This is a genomic window from Pseudolactococcus insecticola, from assembly GCF_011170065.1.
Taxonomy (GTDB): domain Bacteria; phylum Bacillota; class Bacilli; order Lactobacillales; family Streptococcaceae; genus Pseudolactococcus; species Pseudolactococcus insecticola.
Genome location: NZ_BLLH01000006.1, coordinates 80,310 through 99,601, shown reverse-complemented (window position 1 = coordinate 99,601; position 19,292 = coordinate 80,310). Strand labels below are relative to the sequence as shown.

The window sequence follows — 19,292 nt, the reverse complement described above, 5'->3', positions numbered from 1 at the left end:
AGTCAAATAGGAGCCGCCATGACAAATTTATTACAAAACTACGGGACTAGAATCCCAATCACATTTACACACGCAGAAGACGTTTATCTGTATGATGCGTCTGGTAAAAAATATTTGGACTTTACAAGTGGCATCGGTGTGATGAACCTAGGCTATTCTTTTGAAGCAGGAAAATCAGCCGTCAAAACGCAGATTGATGCGATTTCTCATCTGTCAAATCTTTATGAAAATCCCTTGCAGGAAGATGTTGCTAGTTTTCTGAATTTTTCTGGTGCTTACAAAGGATTTTTTGCAAACTCAGGCACTGAGGCCAATGAAGCTGCGCTTAAACTCGCCCGTCTCATCAAGCCAGATACTGACATCTTAGCCTTTGTTGATGGGTTTCACGGCAGGACCTTTGGATCAATGTCAGCAACCATGCAAGACAAGATTCAGGCAGGCTTTGCGCCACTCGTGCCGAATTTTACCAAGGCGATTTATAATGATGTTGCTAGTCTGAAAGCAGCAGTGACGGTAAAAACAGGTGCCATTATCTTTGAAATTGTCCAGGGCGAAGGTGGCGTTATGCCAATCACAGCAGATTTTGCGCAAGCTTTGAAAGAGTTTCAAAAGCAAGGCATTCTATTGATTATTGATGAAGTGCAGACGGGCATTGGACGGACAGGTAAATTATTTGCCTTTGAACATTTTGGCTTTGAGCCTGATATTTTCACGTCAGCTAAGGGGCTTGGCAATGGTCTGCCTGTCGGTGCTATGTTTGTCAAAAATGAGTGGGCAGACTTTTTTAGTGCTGGCAAACACGGCTCGACATTTGGTGGCAATCCACTTGCCATGGCGAGTGCAAAGGCAGTTTTAACTGAGCTGTCACAGCTAGAGTTTTTGAAAGATGTTAGAGATAAAGCGGAATTTTTCAAGCAAATATTGTCTGATAAACTGGCTAAAAAAACGTCTGTCAAAGCCATCAGAAATCTTGGATTGATGGTGGGGATTCAGCTTTCTGATGAAAGTCAGCTAGGGCAGGTCTTGTCAGAAGCACGAGAAAAAGGTCTACTTGTCTTATCAGCAGGTCATGACGTTGTCAGACTCCTGCCACCATTAGTCATGACAAAAGCGCAACTAGAAGCAGGCGTTGTGATTTTGGAGGAGGTGCTATGAATATCGCTGAAACGCTGACTGCGGCGCTGCCTTTCATGCTCAAATATCAGGGGCAGACGGTCGTGATCAAGTACGGTGGCAACGCCATGACGGACGAAAAAATCAAGCGCTCCGTGCTGAGTGACATCTTGCTTTTGAAAACCATGGGCATAAACGTCGTCCTCGTTCACGGCGGAGGCCCTGCGATCAACGAGATGCTAGCTAAATATGGCAAAGAAAGTAAGTTTATCAATGGTCTGCGCTATACGGATGCTGAGACGGCTGAGCTTGCTCTTGTTGCCCTTGCGGGCATGGTAAACAAGAGTCTGGTTCGCGATATTCAACGGCTTGGGGGTGAAGCGATTGGTATCTCTGGCGTCGATGGGCGGATGATTGAGGTAGAACAACTATCAGAAGAACTAGGATTTGTCGGCAAAATCAAGAAAATCAATACTGAAATTATTGAACGGATTGCAAAAACGTCAGCTATTCCAGTCATTGCAACGGCGGGTGTGGATGCGTCAGGCGAATTTTACAATGTCAATGCGGACACAGCAGCTAGTCGCATTGCAGGGGAATTGCAGGCGGAACGTTTTATTCTCTTGTCAGACGTTCGTGGGCTTTACTCGAATTTTCCAGAAGAATCGTCATTTTTGTCAGAAACGACATTGTCAGAGATTGATACGCTCATTTCTGACGGTAAGATTTCAGGCGGTATGATTCCAAAACTAGAAGCTATCAAGTATGCCATGAAAAATGGCTTGAATGAAGCTGTGTTGCTTGACGGACGTTTGAAAAATTCCCTAATTTTTGAATTATTCACAGATGAAGGCGTTGGGACCTTGATCAAAAAAGAGGATCTTGCGCTTTCGAAATTTAACAATCTTATCAAATGAAGCACGTCAAGGCAGGGTCAACACACACGGTAGAACTAGGAATTTCCTAGTTTTTTTGGTATAATAGAATCAATACACAGATGCAATATCAATGCGTGTTTGAAAGGCTGTAAATCAATGCAAGACAAAAATGTGGTCAGTGTCAATCTGACCAGTGAAATGAAGACGAGTTTTATCGACTACGCCATGTCTGTTATCGTTGCACGGGCCCTGCCTGACGTACGTGACGGGCTGAAACCAGTTCACCGCAGGATTCTCTACGGGATGAATGAACTTGGCGTGACGCCTGATAAACCGCATAAAAAGTCAGCGCGTATCACAGGTGACGTCATGGGTAAATATCACCCGCATGGTGACTCAGCAATCTACGAGTCTATGGTGCGGATGGCACAATGGTGGAGTTATCGCCATATGCTTGTCGACGGCCATGGCAACTTTGGCTCTATGGATGGCGATGGCGCTGCTGCCATGCGTTATACTGAGGCTCGGATGAGCAAGATTGCGCTTGAAATGTTGCGCGATATTAACAAAAAAACGGTTGATTTTATCGACAACTATGATGGTACTGAGCGTGAGCCGGTCGTTTTGCCAGCCCGTTTTCCAAACCTTTTGGTCAATGGGACAACAGGGATTGCAGTCGGAATGGCGACAAATATTCCACCGCATAACCTTGGTGAAACGATTGACGCAGTTAAGCTTTTGATGGATAATCCTGAGGCGACGACGCGCGACATTATGGAAGTCCTGCCTGGGCCCGACTTTCCGACGGGTGCACTTGTTATGGGGCGCAGTGGTATTCACCGCGCCTATGAAACAGGTAAAGGTAGCATTACCCTGCGTGCCAAGTCTGAGATTGAAACAACTAAAACTGGCAAAGAACGCATCGTCATCACAGAGTTTCCGTATATGGTCAATAAGGCCAAGGTACATGAGCATATCGTGCGTTTGGCACAAGAAAAACGCATTGACGGTATTACGGCAGTCCGTGATGAGTCCAATCGTGATGGCGTTCGCTTTATTATCGAAGTGCGCCGTGATGCATCTGCAAATGTTATTTTAAATAATCTCTACAAGCTGACAAGTGTGCAGACTAACTTTAGTTTCAACATGCTTGCGATTGTGGATGGCGCACCAAAAATTCTGTCAGTTAAAGAAATTTTGACGCATTATATTGCGCACCAAAAAGAAGTGATTACACGTCGGACACAGTTTGACAAGGAAAAAGCTGAAGCACGTGCTCATATTTTAGAGGGCTTGCTGATTGCGCTTGACAATATTGATGAGATTATCACGATTATTCGTGGGTCAGAGACGGATGCGATTGCACAAGAGCAGCTCATGAGTCGTTTTAATCTGTCAGAACGTCAGTCTCAAGCAATCTTAGACATGCGTTTACGTCGTTTGACAGGTTTGGAACGCGATAAGATTCAAAAAGAATATGATGATTTGATTGCTTTAATCGCTGATTTGATTGATATTCTTGCGAAACCTGAGCGTGTCATTGCCATTATCAAAGAAGAGATGGACGACATCAAGAAGAAATTCGCAGATAAACGTCGGACTGAGCTGCTTGTTGGCGAAGTGTTGAGCGTTGAAGATGAAGACCTGATTGAAGAAGAAGATGTTCTGATCACCCTGTCAAATAAAGGGTATATCAAACGTCTTAATCAAGATGAATTCCGTGCGCAAAACCGTGGTGGTCGTGGCGTTCAGGGGTCAGGCGTGTCTGACGAAGATTTCATCAAACACATGGTGTCAACGTCGACGCATGACCATCTGCTCTTTTTCACAAATCTTGGCCGTGTTTACCGCATGAAAGCCTATGAAATTCCTGAGTATGGCCGTCAGGCCAAAGGTTTGCCGATTGTCAATTTACTTAAACTTGACGAGGGTGAAGTGATTCAAACGGTGATTAACGTTGAGAAATCTGACCAGGAAAGATATCTGCTCTTTACTACCTTGCGTGGCGTTGTTAAACGCACAAATGCGCATCAGTTCAGTAACATCAGAACCAACGGCCTCAAGGCGTTAAATCTGCGTGAGGGTGATCAGTTGGTCAATGTTTTATTGACAACTGGTAACGAAGAGCTAATCATCGGGACACATAACGGGTATTCAGTGCGTTTCAAGGAAAATATTCTGCGTGACATGGGGCGTGCAGCAGCCGGTGTCAAAGGTGTCAATCTGCGAGAAGGTGACTTTGTCGTGGGTTCAAGCACTATTGATGATAGCCAAGAAGTCCTAGTGATCAGTGAAAATGGTCTAGGCAAACGCACAAGCGCTGAGCAATATCCGACGAAAGGTCGCGGCGGTAAAGGGATTAAAGTTATGAATGTGACTGAGAGAACAGGTAAACTTGCGGGGCTTGTTACTGTTTCAGGCGACGAGGATCTGATGTTGATCACAGACACAGGTGTTATCATCAGAACACGTGTGGACAATATCTCACAAACAGGTCGTAGTGCGCAAGGTGTCAAGGTCATGAGACTTGATGATGCCGCACATATTGTGACATTTGCCCTGGTTGAACCAGAGCCTGAGTTGTCTGAGCGTGTTGCCACGCCAGATTCAGAAAACCAAGCAATAAAGGATACAGCAAGTGAAGAAGTCTAATCAAATCCTAGTCGCTTGTCTTAGCTTGTTAATCTTGCTGAGTTTGAGTGCCTGTCAGCCTAAACGCGACTTGCGCACAAAAGCTTATGTCAAAGAAACATTTACCATGGGTACCTACGTCAAAATCACGTCTTATGACAAGGGACACGAAAAGGTCATCCAAAATGCGCTTGCGATTGCAAAAGATTATGATAAAAAAACGACGGTCAATCAATCAGGCAGTGAGCTAGATATGATCAATAAAGCGGCTGGTATCAAGCCTGTCAAGGTCTCAAAAACAGTCTACGCCCTTTTGAAATCTGCCTATCGCTACTCTGACAAACAAACAGGCTTTGACATGGCAATCGGTGCTCTGACAAGCCTATGGCATATCGGATTTGATGACGCCAGAAAGCCAAGTCAGGCTGAGATTGATAGGAACTTGCCATTAGTTTCATACAAATTAGTCAAGTTCAATGACGAAAAACAAACCGTTTATCTGACGAAAAAAGGCGTCAAACTTGATTTAGGCGCCATTACCAAAGGCTATGTGGCTGACCGAATGGTTGCTTATCTCAAAAAAAATGGCATTACAACGGCTATTGTTGATTTGGGTTCTTCAAGCCTGTACTTGATTGGGCACTCGCCGCGTGGCGATAAGACGCCTTGGACGATTGGCATCAAAGACCCCAACAAAGAAGTTTCAGCTCAGGTTGGGTTGCTTGACGGTGAAAATGAGTCTGTCGCAACATCTGGCATCTATGAGCGTTATCTGACGGTTGACGGCAAGGTTTATCCGCATATCCTCAATCCCAAAACTGGTTATCCTTTTGATAATGACATCCAAAGTGTGACCATTGTCAGCAAAAAAGGGGTTGACGGGGATGCACTCTCAACGACAATCTTTGCTTTGGGCACCAAAAAAGGCTATGAATTTGTTGAAAAGACGCCCAATGTTGATGCGATTTTTGTAGATAAAAATAACAAAGTTTATATCACGAAAAATCTAACAGACAAGTTTGAGATTGACAAAGATTCTGGCTATACGCTGGGGAAGCTATCTCACTTGAAATGATGCCATCTAGGCAGTATAATAAAGCGAAAGGAGCTTTAGAATATGAAGAGATTTCGTCGTTGGTGTGTCAATATCTTACTGATTTTGCTCTTGTTACTGGGTCTTGCCCTAGTTTTCAACAAGGCAATTCGAAATATATTTATGAGTCTTGGTGCCAATAGGTACCAAATCACAAAAGTAGATAAAAAGACGCTCAAAGATAATGATAAAAAAGGCAAGGGAAATTTTGATTTTTCTGCTGTCAAGTCCATTAGTTTTGAAGATGTGATAAAAAATCAGTGGAATGCGCAAGATTTGCCAGTTATTGGCGGCATTGCCATTCCAGATCTCGGTATTAACCTCCCGATTTTTAGGGGAGTTGGCAATGCTGAGCTGACCTACGGTGCAGGTACCATGAAAGAAGATGAAGTCATGGGGCAAGGTAACTATGCACTTGCTAGTCATCACGTTTCTGCTCTGACGGGCGCACCACAGCTCCTTTTTACACCGCTTGAACGCGCTGAAAATAACATGACAATCTACATCACCAATAAAACAACGATTTATCAGTACAAGATTACCAATATCAAGGTGGTGACGCCTGAGCACGTTGAGGTAATTGCGGATCACCCTGGCAAGAAAGAAATTACACTTGTCACCTGTGCAGACCTAGAAGCGACGCACAGGATCATCGTCCTTGGCGAGTATGTCAAGGAATTCAAGTTTGACACGGCAAGTGACACCGTCAAAAAAGCCTTTGAAGTTAAGTACAATCAAATCGGCAATATGTAACATACAAAAATCACATAGAAAACAGCTTGTTCGAGGCTGTTTTTTATGATTTTCAGTATTGTTTTTTTGTGCTATAATTATGAGAGTTATAAGTAGATGCTTGTACCTATAAAATAGTAAAAAATGTGCCAGCATAATCAGAAAGTGAGTAAAATGAATCCATTATTAGTAGGTATGAATGACCGTCAGGCTGAGGCGGTAGAAACAACAGAAGGACCGCTTTTGATTATGGCGGGGGCAGGCTCTGGAAAGACGCGTGTTCTGACGCATAGAATCGCTTATCTGATAGAAGAAAAACTGGTCAATCCTTGGAATATCCTTGCGATTACCTTTACAAATAAAGCAGCCAGAGAGATGCGAGAAAGGGCTGTGACGCTCAATCCTCGTGCTCAGGACTCGCTAATTGCGACTTTTCACAGCATGTGTGTACGAATTTTACGGCGTGATGCAGATCATATTGGCTATAATCGAAATTTTACGATTATCGATCCTGGTGAACAACGCACGCTCATGAAACGGATTTTAAAAGAGCAAAATGTTGATCCGAAAAAATTTACAGAGCGGACGATTTTGGGCACGATTTCAAATAGCAAAAACGACCTAATCACAGCCGAGCTTTATGAAAAAAATGCGAATGATATGTACTCGCTTGTTGTGGCTAAGGCTTATAAGCGCTATGAAACTGAGCTGAAACGTAGTGAATCTATGGATTTTGACGATCTTATCATGAACACTATCTTGCTTTTTGACCGCAATCCTGACGTTTTGGCCTATTACCAAGGGAAGTTTCAGTATATTCACGTGGATGAGTACCAAGATACCAACCATGCCCAGTATCAATTGGTGCAATTGATGGCAAAACGGTTCAAAAATCTCTGCGTCGTTGGGGATGCTGACCAGTCGATTTATGGTTGGCGTGGCGCAGATATGCAAAATATCCTTGATTTTGAAAAAGACTATCCAGATGCCAAAGTCGTTTTGTTAGAAGAAAATTATCGCTCAACAAAAACGATTCTTAAAGCCGCAAATGAGGTCATTAACAATAATAAAAAACGCCGGCCCAAAGACCTGTGGACGCAAAATCCAGATGGTGAAAATATCATCTATAACCGTTCTGGTGATGAGCGTGAAGAGGCAAACTTTGTTGCAGGTCAGATTAACTATGAACTGCAAGAAAATAATCGGAACTATTCAGATTTTGCTGTTTTATATCGGACAAATGCCCAGTCCCGTGCAGTTGAAGAAGCGCTGCTCAAGTCAAATATTCCTTATACCATGGTAGGCGGCACAAAGTTCTACTCACGTAAAGAAATCCGTGACGTCATTTCCTACCTGAACGTCATTGCCAACCATCGTGACAATATCTCGTTTGAGCGGATTGTCAATGAACCTAAACGCGGTGTCGGACCTAAGGCACTTGATAACTTGCGTGATTTTGCGGCGCAACAAAATACTTCTTTGCTTGAAGCAGCGCGCGATGTAACCTTGAGCTCACTCAAAGGGAAAGCAGCGTCTGAGCTGTTTGGTTTAGCGCATATCTTGCTAAATCTAGCAGATGACATTCAACAGTTTAGCATTACCGAGCTGGTTACGGCTGTTTTGGATAAGACAGGCTATAAAAAAGCGCTCGAAGTGCAGACGACAAGCCTTGAAGCACAAAATCGTCTTGAAAATATCAACGAATTTTTGAGCGTGACGCAAAATTTCGATGAAAAAGATGACGCGCCTGAGGGTGAGACGGGGCTTGATAAGCTCAGCCGTTTCCTCAATGATCTGAGTTTGGTTGCGGACACTGACAGCTATGAAGAAACGTCGCAAGTGACATTGATGACATTGCACGCAGCAAAAGGCCTAGAGTTTCCTGTCGTTTTTTTGGTCGGCATGGAGGAGGGCGTCTTTCCGCTCAGTCGGCAGGCCGAAGATGAAGACGAGCTTGAAGAAGAGCGCAGACTTGCATACGTGGGCATTACGCGGGCTGAAAAAGTGCTTTATCTGACCAATGCGAGCACGCGGATGCTGTTTGGTAGAACGAGCTACAACCAGCCGTCACGTTTTTTACGAGAAATAGACGACGAGCTTCTGACGTATTCTGGTCAAGCACGAAAAGCAAACGCGTCATTTAATGCGACTTATCAGACAAAATCCGAGTCTAGCACGCGCTTTGGCACGGGCATGAGCCTGTCTGACGCCATAAAAGGCAGAAAGTCGCAAGTTTCTGGTAGCCAAACGTCGTCAGCCTTTTCAAATGCCAGACGACATGCTACTGAAAAGCCAAGCGTTGACTGGGCAATTGGCGACATCGCGCGCCACAAAAAATGGGGAGAGGGCACTGTTTTAGATGTCTCAGGAACGGGCGCCAACATGGAGCTCAAAATCGCCTTTCCAGAAGTCGGCTTGAAACGCTTGTTAGCTCAGATGGCGCCGATTGAAAAGGTTGCGAAGTAGTGAGAAATGAGTATGAAAACAGCCACTTGGTTTGATTATTTGGTGACTTGTATATTGAAAACGCGGTATTTCACACACCGGCAACCAATATGTCTAATCGTAGAAAAATCAGTGAAAAGGATTTGCTAAATCCGACTGATTCCAGCGTTAGTCAGAATATAGCTTATGCGCGTCAAATTATCGCCTATCTTGGTAACTTGTAAAGAAAGAATAAATTTTTAGCATGTGAAAACTAAGGAGAAATCATGAATCAAATCAAATGCCCACATTGTGGCGAGTTATTTACAGTTGATGAATCGGGTTTTGCAGATATTTTGTCGCAGGTTCGTACGAAGGAGTTTGAGCAAGAAGTTCAGGCCCATTTGGCTCAGGAAAGAGCCTTGTTGACGGCGCAATCAGCTGCCAAAGTAGCCGAACTTGAAAACCAGCTGAAACTGGTCGAAGAGCAAAGTAAATCAGAAACACAAGCTGCTTTAGCGGGCTTAAAAAGCGAACTTGAAAAGTCAAAATTAGCCCAAGAAAATAGCGAGAAATCAAAAGCGGCTGAGCTAAAATTAGTTGCGACACAAACCAAATCGGAGCTGCAAGCAGAATTGTCAGAACTCAAACAGCAGCTTGCAACCATTAACTCTGAAAAAGAACTTGTTGTGCAGCAGACCATTTCTGAAAAGGAAAAAGCTGTGGCACAAGTTGCGCGTGAACGTGATGCACTCAAAAGTCAGCTTGATTTAGCAGAGAAAGAGCAGGAAATTGTTCAAAATACGGTTAAGGATAAATACGAGGCGCAGCTAAAAGCTAAGGACGAAGAGGTCGAATTTTACAAGAATTTCAAGGCGCAACAGTCGACCAAAGCGATTGGTGAAAGCTTGGAGAATTTTGCTGAAAACGAGTTTAACAAAGTGCGCGCAACCATGTTTCCAAAGGCTTATTTTGAAAAAGATAACGATGCAAGAACGGGCAGTAAAGGCGATTTTATCTATCGTGAAAACGATGAGTTTGGTAATGAAATCATCTCGATTATGTTTGAGATGAAAAACGAAGCCGACGAGACGCAAAGTAAGCACAAAAATCGTGATTTTTACAAGGAACTTGATAAAGATAGGCGCGAGAAAAACTGTGAGTATGCGGTGCTTGTGACCATGCTTGAGGCTGATAGCGACTACTATAACACGGGTATCGTCGATGTGTCTTATGAGTTTGAAAAGATGTATGTGGTGAGACCGACGTTTTTCATTCAGCTGATTGGGCTTTTGCGCAATGCTGCCATGAATTCGCTTGCTTATAAGCAGGAAATTGCCTTGATTCGTGAGCAAAATATCGATATTACGACATTTGAGGACGATTTAGAAGTTTTCAAAACAGGTTTTGCTAAGAACTACACGTCTGCGAGTAAAAACTTTGCCAAGGCTATTGACGAGATTGACAAGTCAATCAAGCGCATGGAAGAAGTGAAAAAGGCCTTAATGACGAGCGAAAATCAGCTCCGCCTTGCAAATAACAAACTTGAGGACGTGTCAGTCAAAAAATTAACAAAGAAAAATCCGACCATGGCTGCGAAGTTTGCGGATTTGAAAAAGGACTAATATGAGCTACAACGGTATTTTAGACATCTACAAAGAAGCGGGTATGACCAGTCATGACGTGGTTTTCAAGCTGCGAAAAATCTTACAGACGAAAAAAATTGGTCATGGTGGGACACTTGACCCTGATGTAACGGGTGTTTTACCGATTGCGGTCGGTCAGGCGACGCGTGTCATCGAGTACATGACTGAGGCTGGTAAAGTCTATGAAGGTCAGGTCACGCTTGGCTTTTCGACTGAAACTGAGGATGTAAGTGGCGAGGTAGTGTCGCAAACGCCAGTGACAGCAGAGGCTGCTGCGCGTCTCACACCAGAATTGATTGATGCGACAATGGCGACTTTTACAGGCGAGATCACGCAGATTCCGCCCATGTATTCGGCGGTTAAGGTCAATGGCCGCAAGCTCTATGAGTATGCTAGGGCCGGGGAAATGGTTGCAAGGCCTGAGCGTCGGGTGACCATTTCTGAGTTTGTCAGAACATCAACGCCTGTTTTTGATGGTGATAATCAGCTCATCAGATTTGATTTTCGGGTGGCTTGCAGTAAAGGTACCTACGTCAGAACACTCGCAGTTGATCTGGGCGCAAAACTTGGGTTTGCCAGTCACATGTCCTACTTGCAGCGTACGGCGTCAGCAGGACTAGGAATTGCACAAGCGCTGAAACTATCAGAAATCGAGCAACTAAAGGCTGATGATCAGCTAGATAAAGCTTTTTTACCTGTCGAGTACGGGGTGTCAGATCTTGAAAAAATCGAATTATCTGACGCGCAAGTCTCAGAGATTAGTTTTGGACGATTTATCAAAATAACAGCGCAAAATGAGACCGTTGCTGGTTTTCAAAATGGCAAGCTCATTGCAATTTTGCAGCAGCGTGATGGCAGACTTTATAAACCAAAGAAAGTGATGATATGAAAGTAATCAATTTTAAAGATGGGCAATTTGACACGGCGAAAACGATTTTAGTTTTGGGCTATTTTGATGGCCTTCACAAAGGACATCAGGCACTGTTTGACAAGGCTCGTGAGCTTGCCAAAGCAAAAAACGCCACGGTATCCGTCCTGACATTTCCTGAAAATCCTTCCATTGTCTTTGACAAATTTCATGAGAATTTACTCAAACATCTGACGTCTTATGACAAGCGTTTGGCGCTTTTCGAGGCAAACGGTGTAGATTTTCTCTATCTGACAGAGTTTACCAGCCATTTTGCCAAGCTGACCAGTCATGATTTTGTACGAGATTATGTGAAAAAATTACAGGTTGAGGCGATTGTGGTCGGATTTGACTATAATTTTGGTTCTGACCACGGTGATATTAGCAAGCTTTCAGGCTATGACACTTATCAGATTGCGCAGGTTTCAGATGAATCCGGTAAGATTTCATCGACTCGGATTCGTAAGGCTTTGCTTGACGGCGATGTGTCACTTGCAAGTCAATTGCTTGGCTATGATTATGAAGTGGCTGGTCTTGTCGTTCACGGTGAGGCGCGAGGGCGTACGATTGGCTATCCCACTGCAAATATTGAGACGAAAAATTATCAGTATATGCCTGCCATTGGTGTCTATGTGGTGGATATTGAAGTCGCAGACACGCGCTATCGTGGCATGGCGTCTATTGGCTACAACGATACATTTGGCGGGGAAAATAAGACGCTTGAAGTCAATATTTTCGACTTTCATGACGAGATTTATGGCGAGATGGCGACGGTTTATTTTCTCAAATTCATTCGTGGCATGGTCAAGTTTGATGGTGTCGAAGCCTTGATTGATCAAATGGCTGATGACGAACGGGTGGCGCGTGATTACTAATACAAAGCCAAGCTCGAGCTATGTTCACATTCCTTTTTGTACGCAAATTTGCTATTATTGCGATTTTGCCAAGGTTTATATTAAAAATCAGCCTGTTGATGCCTATCTGACAAGCTTACTTGATGAGGTTGAAAAGAGTCAAATTACTGAGCTAAAAACGCTTTATATCGGTGGTGGTACACCGACAGCCTTATCAACGAAACAGCTGGATTATTTATTAGCCGGTTTGACTGCAAATCTGGACCTTTCAAAACTGCATGAATTTACCGTTGAGGCAAATCCTGGGGACTTGTCTGATGAGAAGATAAAAGTACTCAAAAAGCATCATGTCAACCGTGTTTCGCTAGGCGTGCAGACTTTTGATGATAAACTGCTCAAAAAAATCGGGCGCAGCCATACGTCGCAAGATGTCTTTGACACGATTGAAAAACTGCGTCAGAACGATTTTGACAATATCACGATTGACCTGATCTACGCGCTACCCACTCAGACGATGGCAGATGTCAAAAAGGATGTGGCAACTCTTTTAAATTTGAATCTGCCACACGTTGCGCTATATAGTTTGATCCTTGAAAATCACACCATTTTCATGAATAAAATGCGCCGTGGCAGGCTGGATTTGCCAGATGAAGATCTGGATTTTGAGATGTATAACTATATCATCGACAGCCTTGAGGCTGCAGGGTATGACCACTATGAAATCTCAAACTTTGGCAAGGCAGGCTATCAAAGCGCGCACAATCTGATGTACTGGGATAATTCGGAATATTACGGATTTGGTGCGGGGGCAAGTGGTTATGTCAATGGCATCCGCTATAAGAATCATGGGCCAATCCATCATTATTTGGAAGCGACTGATAAAAAAGTCACACAAGAAGTCTTAACTTTAAATGAACAGATGGAAGAAGAGTTGTTTTTAGGTCTTCGCAAGAAATCAGGTGTTAGTTTGTCAAGATTTTCTGAGAAATTTGATAGAAGCTTTGAGTCAATTTATGGCGATATTGCAGACAAATTAATCCAAAAACAGCTCTTAAAGCTAGAAAATGACCACATTTTCATGACACGTCAAGGACTTATGTTAGGAAATGATGTATTTGAAGCATTTATTCTAGACGAAGACTAAATTTTTTTGGTATAATTATAATAATGAACATTATGCGCAAACATCTGAATATCGTGGGAACTGTTGTGACAGTCGTATTGTCGGCTTGTTTTGCTGCGCTGATCATCGGGTTGAGCTTCACAAAAGTTCAGCCTGACCCATTTTCAGCAACAGATGAACCTGTGACAAAAGTCAAGCTTTCAGCTGCTTCTGGCGTCGATATTGCAAAACCGATTATTGATATTTCTGGCTGGCAATTGCCATCAGATATGGATTATGATACGATTTCCCAACAAATAACTGGTGTGATTGTCCGTGTGCAGCACGGCATTAGCATGAAAAAGAAAAATAACGCAGCCTATATGAACGGTAAAGACAAGGCTATGGCGACGCATATCAAAGAGTTTCAAAAGCGCAATATCCCGGTCGCAGTTTACGCCTATGTTAATGGTAACTCTGTGGCTGAAATGAAAAAAGAGGCCGACAAGTTTTATGAGCGTGCTGCTAAGTATAAGCCTGTTTACTGGTGGCTGGATGTTGAAGAAGTCACCATGAAAAAGGACTTTAACAAGGGGATTGAGGCGTTTCGAGCTGAACTTGCGAAAAAAGGTGCGAAAAACATCGGGATTTACACACAAGACTGGTTTGTAACGGCAAATAATCTGACGGTCACGTCTTTTGACAGTGTCTGGTTAGCGCATTATGGTGGCGACACGGGCTACTGGGATTCATCGCCTGATACGACCATTCCCTATGATCTCCACCAATACACGAGCCGTGGGCGTCTCAACGGTTTTTCAGGCGATTTGGACTTTAACCGCGTGACGAGTGTGGCAGATTATAACAAGATTTTTAACAAAGGTAAGTTGCTAAAATAGTGGAAGCGCCCCAACAGGCGTTTTTTTTGGTAAAATAAAGGTATGCTAACTTACAAAAAAGATTATATCGTGCCTTACTATGAAAGTGATGCTAATGGCAATATGAAGTTGCCAAGCATTTTCAATGTTGCATTGCAATTATCTGGCGAGCAGTCAATGTTGTTAGAGCGAAGCGACGTCTGGCTCAAGGAAAATTATAACTACACGTGGATTGTGGTCGAATATGAAGTGGCAATCAACCGTCTGCCGATTTTTAATGAAACAATCAGCATTGAGACAGCTGCGCGTTCCTATAATAAATTTTTCTGCTACCGTGACTTTATTTTTTATGATCAAAGTGGTCAGGTTTTACTTACGATTACTTCCACTTGGGTTTTGCTGGATTTTGAAACACGTAAGGTCGTTCATGTGGCTGATGAGATAGTGGCACCATATGAGTCTGAAAAAATCTCGAAAATCATCCGTGGTCACAAGTTCACAGCGCTTGAGTCTGACATTTTAGAGCGGGATTATTTTGTCAGATTTAATGACATTGACCAAAACGGTCATGTGAATAACAGCAAGTATTTTGACTGGATGGTTGATTTGCTTGGCTTTGATTTTTTGAGCGGACATGTGCCAAAACAGATATCACTCAAATATATCAAGGAAGTGCTTTACGGCGTCAAAGTCACGTCGCGCGCGGTTCTGGACAAATCTGACGTGCTTGAAGCAATTTCCAAACATGAGATTGCGACTGAAGAACTGCATGCGCAAGCTGAGATAACATGGCAGGTGAAAAATGGCTGATAGAAAAAATTATAAGGGCTATCTGATTGATTTAGATGGCACGATTTATATGGGTGAAAACAAGATTGAGGCGGGGACACGATTTGTTAAGCGATTACAAGATGCTGGCCTTCCCTATCTCTTTGTGACCAATAACACGACGAAGACACCAGCGCAGGTGCAGACGCGCTTGCGGGAACTCTTTGACATCGAAACGCCTGAAAATAGTATTTATACGGCGACGCTTGCAACATTGGACTACATGGCTGATATGGCAAAAGGTGATAGCGCCTATGTGATTGGCGAGTCAGGATTGAAGTCTGCGATTTACGCCAAGTATAAGCGAGAAACTGAGCACCCTGCCTATGTGGTCGTTGGACTTGATAATGATCTTACATATGAAAAGCTTGTGATAGCAACCCTTGCGATTGCACGTGGTGCCATGTTTATCGGGACAAATCCGGATCTGAATATTCCAACAGAACGGGGATTATTACCAGGTGCAGGCAGTATCAATAAACTGTTAGAGGTGGCAACAAGAATCAAGCCGATTTTTATCGGAAAGCCAAACGCCATCATCATGAATAAGGCGGTCGAGCATATCAATATGGCACGTCGTGACTTGCTAATGGTTGGAGATAACTATCTGACGGATATTCGCGCTGGGATTGATAATGACATTGATACCTTACTTGTGACGACGGGCTTTACGAAGTCTGAGGAAGTTCCTGATTTACCGATTGCGCCGACACATGTCGTAAGCTCACTTGATGACTGGACTTTTTCTGACAAATGACGACACCTCTAAAAGATAATGTTTATTTTGTTCTGACGATACTCTGGTCAATTGCGGCAGGCACAACAGTTACGATTTTCGCTGCAATTCCGATGTTTCAGGGCCTAGTTAGCGTGTTTAAGCTTTCTGAGATTACTTTTCTGACACGTCGCACAATCGTCTATAATTTTGATGTTTTGATGCGCTATCTGCTCAATCCCTTGTCTAACAAGCTTGTCATGCCTGACTTTATCAGCTCAAGCGCTGGGCTGAAACATTTTTTAGATGTGAAACACTTGTTTTTAGTTGCGATTGTCGGGACCATTTTACTTGCTGTGCCTGCTGTGATGTTCGTCAGAAGACGGCTGTTTATCCAGTTTTACCAAGGTCTCAAAATCATGGTTCTGATGCCAGTACTCGTGGGTGTTACCAGCCTTTTTGGCGGGTTTGATGCCATTTTCATCGCCTTTCACGAGCTGTTTTTTAGAAATAGTGACTGGCTGTTTGATCCTGTGACAGATCCTGTCATCAATATCCTGCCAGAGCGCTTTTTCATGCTTTGTTTTATTGTTTTCGGCGTACTCTACCTGATTTTCTGGGGGGGGTTACTCATTTTCACAAGAAGGAGTTTGACACATGCAAAAAATTAATCTAGTGATTATTACCGGAATGAGTGGTGCGGGGAAAACCGTTGCCATTCAGTCTTTTGAGGACATGGGCTATTTCACGGTCGATAACATGCCTGCAAACCTCATCGAAAAGTTCGTGAGTCTCTTAGTCACATCAGATAAGGGCGACATTGACAAGGTAGCAATGGTTGTAGACATGCGAAGTCGTAGCTTTTTTGACGAGCTAAGTGATATTGTCAATGATCTTTCTGACAATCCTGCTGTTGAGTTTAGACTGCTGTTTTTGGATTCATCCGATGAAGAACTCGTTGCCCGCTACAAAGAAACACGACGTAGTCATCCGCTTGCAGTGGACGGTCGTGTGCTCGATGGGATTAACCGTGAACGTGAATTACTGAGCCCGCTCAAGTCATTTTCACAGAACGTGATTGATACAAGTGAGCTAACGCCGCGCAATCTTCGCTCAAAAATCACCCAACAATTTGCGACTGAAAACACCAAAGCACCGTTTAGGATTGAAGTCATGAGCTTTGGGTTTAAGTATGGTCTGCCGTTGGATGCAGACTTAGTCTTTGATGTCAGATTTTTGCCAAATCCGCACTATGTCCCTGAGCTTCGTAATCTGACGGGCCTTGATGACGCTGTTTATCACTACGTGATGGATGCGCCGGAGTCTGGCGCCTTTTATGATAATCTGATGCGGATGCTAAATCCAATTATCCCAGGCTACGAAAAAGAAGGCAAGTCGGTTCTGACCATTGCCATTGGCTGCACGGGTGGTCAGCATCGCAGCGTCGCATTTGCCAAACGTATCTCGGAGGAATTGGCTGAAAACTGGCCGGTCAACACGAGTCATCGGGATAAGGACAGACGAAAGGAGACGGTCAACCGCTCATGAGAAGGAAGAAAATTGTTGTAATTGGCGGTGGGACTGGGATTCCAGTCATCTTGAATTCGCTAAAAAAAGAAGATGTTGATTTGACGGCGATTGTGACTGTGGCTGATGACGGCGGAAGCTCTGGCGAGTTACGTAGTGCACTTGACATTGCCCCGCCAGGTGATTTGCGTAACGTAATGGTGGCAATGAGTGACATGCCAAAGCTCTATGAACGGATATTTCAGTACCGCTTTAATGAAAATGACGGCCCGCTTGGCGGACACCCGATTGGAAATTTGATCATTGCAGGTGTTTCTGAGATGCAAGGCTCGACTTATAATGCCATCCAGATATTGGCCAAATTTTTTCATGCACAAGGGCATATTTTGCCATCAAGTGAGGCGGCTTTGACCCTACACGCTGTTTTTAAAGATGGTGCTGAGGTCGTGGGCGAGAGTCACATTGCTGACTATACGGGCGTGATTGATCACGTGTTTGTGACCAATACTTATAATGACGAGCTACCTACGGCATCAAGGCGTGTGGTTGACGAGATTATGGTGGCAGATACCATTGTCATGGGACCTGGTAGCCTGTTTACGTCTATCTTGCCAAATGTCGTCATTCCTGAGATTCGCGAGGCGCTGGTTGCCACTCAGGCACAGGTTGTCTATGTCTGCAACATCATGACGCAGCGTGGTGAGACGGAGAATTTTACCGATGCCGATCATGTACGCGTGCTTCACGAGCATGCTGGCACACCCTTTATCGATACCGTTTTGGTCAATGTTGAAACCGTCCCTGACGCCTATATGAACACGAATAAATTTGACGAGTATTTGGTTCAGGTCAAGCATGATTTTACGGGTCTTATGGCGCAAGATGTGCGCGTGATTTCTGCCAATTTCCTAGAGTTGATCGATGGCGGTGCTTTTCACAATGCCGATGCTGTCACAGATGAGATTATGAACATCAGCGAGATCCGAATACAATGAGTTTTTCATCAGAAGTCAAAAAAGAGCTGACTCAGCTAGACGTTTCTGACGGGGTTATGATTGCGCTTTTGCGTATGAATGGGACACTTGGCATCTCAAATGGTTTGAGTCTGTCGATTACCACTGAAAATGCGACAACAGCGCGTTTTATCTACGGTGCTTTGTCAGAACACTATCAGATTAAGTCAGAAATCAAAACGCATCAGAAGACAACCTTATCAAAAAATCGTGTCTATACAATCATGATCACAGACAATGTCTCAGAGATTTTAGACAAATTTGAGCTAGCTGATAGTTTGCTGCTTGATCACGGCGTACCTGATTCTGTCAAATTCGACGAAAAATTACGGATTGGTTATCTGCGTGGTGCCTTTTTGAGCAGCGGCAGCCTGACCAATCCTGAAAATGGGAAATACCACCTTGAAATCGCGTCCTATTATGAAGAACATGCTGCTGATTTACAAAGTTTGCTTGCCAGTTTTGGGATTGCAAGCAAGGTTATCGCTCGAAAAAATAAAGTTGTAACCTACCTTGCAAACTCGGAGATGATGATTGATTTTCTGAGCTTGATTGGAGCTAATCATGCCCGTTTCAAGTTTGAGGATGTGAAAATCTTCCGTGAAATGCGAAATAATGCCAACCGTCAGACCAATTTTGAGTCGGCAAATATTGACAAAACAGTCAATGCTGCGCAGTCTGTTATCGAAGACATTCGATATCTGCAAACTCAGGACAAGCTCCCTGAGAATCTGCGTGAGATTGCCATGGCACGCATCGCAAATCCAGATGCGACGATTGTTGAGCTTGGTCAGAAACTTGAACCACCTCTGGGTAAATCTGGCGTCAACCATCGCCTGAGAAAAATTAAAGCATTGGCAGCAGAAAGTCGTCAGAAATGATGGCTTTTTTTAACGCATAAAAATACGAACAATCATACCAATTGTTATGAAAAGATTAGGAAAATACTTG

General features: G+C 43.7%; 17 protein-coding genes. All 17 read left to right on the top strand.

All coding sequences use genetic code 11. The annotated features are described in order from the left end of the window. Positions 1–18: 18 nt before the first annotated feature. The 17 genes from argD to whiA all read left to right on the top strand — a co-directional run bounded on the left by argD (position 19) and on the right by whiA (position 19,222). Positions 19–1,155 (top strand): acetylornithine transaminase, encoded by a 1,137-nt coding sequence (gene argD / locus Hs20B_RS06570; RefSeq protein ID WP_172356813.1) that lies wholly within the window; start codon positions 19–21, stop codon positions 1,153–1,155. Then, positions 1,152–2,030 (top strand): acetylglutamate kinase, encoded by an 879-nt coding sequence (gene argB, locus Hs20B_RS06565; RefSeq protein ID WP_172356811.1) that lies wholly within the window; start codon positions 1,152–1,154, stop codon positions 2,028–2,030. Before argD ends, argB begins: the two co-directional genes overlap by 4 nt. 117 nt (positions 2,031–2,147) lie before the next feature. After that, entirely contained in the window at positions 2,148–4,643 is a 2,496-nt protein-coding gene (gene gyrA, locus Hs20B_RS06560; protein WP_172356809.1) for a DNA gyrase subunit A, read from the top strand. After that, positions 4,630–5,697, top strand: coding sequence for an FAD:protein FMN transferase (locus Hs20B_RS06555; RefSeq protein WP_172356807.1), 1,068 nt, complete (start codon positions 4,630–4,632; stop codon positions 5,695–5,697). Before gyrA ends, Hs20B_RS06555 begins: the two co-directional genes overlap by 14 nt. 42 nt (positions 5,698–5,739) lie before the next feature. After that, positions 5,740–6,468, top strand: a complete 729-nt coding sequence (locus Hs20B_RS06550) for a class A sortase (protein WP_172356805.1) — start codon at positions 5,740–5,742, stop codon at positions 6,466–6,468. 153 nt (positions 6,469–6,621) lie between these two features. Further along, the gene (pcrA, locus tag Hs20B_RS06545; protein ID WP_172356803.1) at positions 6,622–8,913 is read left to right on the top strand and encodes a DNA helicase PcrA; all 2,292 of its coding nucleotides are present in this window, start codon (positions 6,622–6,624) and stop codon (positions 8,911–8,913) included. A 245-nt stretch (positions 8,914–9,158) separates the two neighbouring features. Further along, the gene (locus tag Hs20B_RS06540; RefSeq protein WP_172356801.1) at positions 9,159–10,496 is read left to right on the top strand and encodes a DUF2130 domain-containing protein; all 1,338 of its coding nucleotides are present in this window, start codon (positions 9,159–9,161) and stop codon (positions 10,494–10,496) included. A 1-nt stretch (position 10,497) separates the two neighbouring features. After that, positions 10,498–11,406, top strand: coding sequence for a tRNA pseudouridine(55) synthase TruB (truB, locus tag Hs20B_RS06535; protein ID WP_172356799.1), 909 nt, complete (start codon positions 10,498–10,500; stop codon positions 11,404–11,406). Then, on the top strand, positions 11,403–12,299 hold the full coding sequence (locus tag Hs20B_RS06530) for a bifunctional riboflavin kinase/FAD synthetase (protein WP_172356793.1): 897 nt from the start codon (positions 11,403–11,405) through the stop codon (positions 12,297–12,299). Before truB ends, Hs20B_RS06530 begins: the two co-directional genes overlap by 4 nt. Next, a complete protein-coding gene (hemW, locus tag Hs20B_RS06525; protein ID WP_172356787.1) occupies positions 12,271–13,422 on the top strand; it encodes a radical SAM family heme chaperone HemW in 1,152 nt (383 codons plus the stop codon). The genes Hs20B_RS06530 and hemW overlap by 29 nt, the downstream gene beginning before the upstream one ends. Positions 13,423–13,454: 32 nt before the next feature. After that, the gene (locus tag Hs20B_RS06520) at positions 13,455–14,279 is read left to right on the top strand and encodes a glycoside hydrolase family 25 protein (protein ID WP_172356839.1); all 825 of its coding nucleotides are present in this window, start codon (positions 13,455–13,457) and stop codon (positions 14,277–14,279) included. A gap of 42 nt (positions 14,280–14,321) precedes the next feature. Continuing rightward, complete coding sequence (locus Hs20B_RS06515) at positions 14,322–15,068, top strand: acyl-ACP thioesterase domain-containing protein (protein WP_172356785.1); 747 nt, start codon at positions 14,322–14,324, stop codon at positions 15,066–15,068. Then, entirely contained in the window at positions 15,061–15,843 is a 783-nt protein-coding gene (locus Hs20B_RS06510; RefSeq protein ID WP_172356783.1) for a TIGR01457 family HAD-type hydrolase, read from the top strand. The genes Hs20B_RS06515 and Hs20B_RS06510 overlap by 8 nt, the downstream gene beginning before the upstream one ends. Continuing rightward, entirely contained in the window at positions 15,840–16,472 is a 633-nt protein-coding gene (locus Hs20B_RS06505; RefSeq protein ID WP_172356781.1) for a TIGR01906 family membrane protein, read from the top strand. The genes Hs20B_RS06510 and Hs20B_RS06505 overlap by 4 nt, the downstream gene beginning before the upstream one ends. Further along, the gene (gene rapZ, locus Hs20B_RS06500; protein WP_172356779.1) at positions 16,459–17,349 is read left to right on the top strand and encodes an RNase adapter RapZ; all 891 of its coding nucleotides are present in this window, start codon (positions 16,459–16,461) and stop codon (positions 17,347–17,349) included. The genes Hs20B_RS06505 and rapZ overlap by 14 nt, the downstream gene beginning before the upstream one ends. Continuing rightward, complete coding sequence (locus Hs20B_RS06495) at positions 17,346–18,323, top strand: gluconeogenesis factor YvcK family protein (RefSeq protein WP_172356777.1); 978 nt, start codon at positions 17,346–17,348, stop codon at positions 18,321–18,323. Before rapZ ends, Hs20B_RS06495 begins: the two co-directional genes overlap by 4 nt. Beyond that, positions 18,320–19,222: a DNA-binding protein WhiA gene (gene whiA, locus Hs20B_RS06490; RefSeq protein WP_172356775.1), complete on the top strand. Its 903-nt coding sequence runs from the start codon at positions 18,320–18,322 to the stop codon at positions 19,220–19,222. The genes Hs20B_RS06495 and whiA overlap by 4 nt, the downstream gene beginning before the upstream one ends. Positions 19,223–19,292 lie beyond the last annotated feature (70 nt).

What these genes read in the sequence shown, in the direction of transcription:
- argD (WP_172356813.1), top strand. Translation starts at nt 19, where the DNA reads ATGACAAATTTATTACAAAACTACGGGACTAGAATCCCAATCACATTT.
- argB (WP_172356811.1), top strand. Translation starts at nt 1,152, where the DNA reads ATGAATATCGCTGAAACGCTGACTGCGGCGCTGCCTTTCATGCTCAAA.
- gyrA (WP_172356809.1), top strand. Translation starts at nt 2,148, where the DNA reads ATGCAAGACAAAAATGTGGTCAGTGTCAATCTGACCAGTGAAATGAAG.
- Hs20B_RS06550 (WP_172356805.1), top strand. Translation starts at nt 5,740, where the DNA reads ATGAAGAGATTTCGTCGTTGGTGTGTCAATATCTTACTGATTTTGCTC.
- pcrA (WP_172356803.1), top strand. Translation starts at nt 6,622, where the DNA reads ATGAATCCATTATTAGTAGGTATGAATGACCGTCAGGCTGAGGCGGTA.
- Hs20B_RS06540 (WP_172356801.1), top strand. Translation starts at nt 9,159, where the DNA reads ATGAATCAAATCAAATGCCCACATTGTGGCGAGTTATTTACAGTTGAT.
- truB (WP_172356799.1), top strand. Translation starts at nt 10,498, where the DNA reads ATGAGCTACAACGGTATTTTAGACATCTACAAAGAAGCGGGTATGACC.
- Hs20B_RS06530 (WP_172356793.1), top strand. Translation starts at nt 11,403, where the DNA reads ATGAAAGTAATCAATTTTAAAGATGGGCAATTTGACACGGCGAAAACG.
- hemW (WP_172356787.1), top strand. Translation starts at nt 12,271, where the DNA reads ATGACGAACGGGTGGCGCGTGATTACTAATACAAAGCCAAGCTCGAGC.
- Hs20B_RS06520 (WP_172356839.1), top strand. Translation starts at nt 13,455, where the DNA reads ATGCGCAAACATCTGAATATCGTGGGAACTGTTGTGACAGTCGTATTG.
- Hs20B_RS06515 (WP_172356785.1), top strand. Translation starts at nt 14,322, where the DNA reads ATGCTAACTTACAAAAAAGATTATATCGTGCCTTACTATGAAAGTGAT.
- Hs20B_RS06510 (WP_172356783.1), top strand. Translation starts at nt 15,061, where the DNA reads ATGGCTGATAGAAAAAATTATAAGGGCTATCTGATTGATTTAGATGGC.
- Hs20B_RS06505 (WP_172356781.1), top strand. Translation starts at nt 15,840, where the DNA reads ATGACGACACCTCTAAAAGATAATGTTTATTTTGTTCTGACGATACTC.
- rapZ (WP_172356779.1), top strand. Translation starts at nt 16,459, where the DNA reads ATGCAAAAAATTAATCTAGTGATTATTACCGGAATGAGTGGTGCGGGG.
- Hs20B_RS06495 (WP_172356777.1), top strand. Translation starts at nt 17,346, where the DNA reads ATGAGAAGGAAGAAAATTGTTGTAATTGGCGGTGGGACTGGGATTCCA.
- whiA (WP_172356775.1), top strand. Translation starts at nt 18,320, where the DNA reads ATGAGTTTTTCATCAGAAGTCAAAAAAGAGCTGACTCAGCTAGACGTT.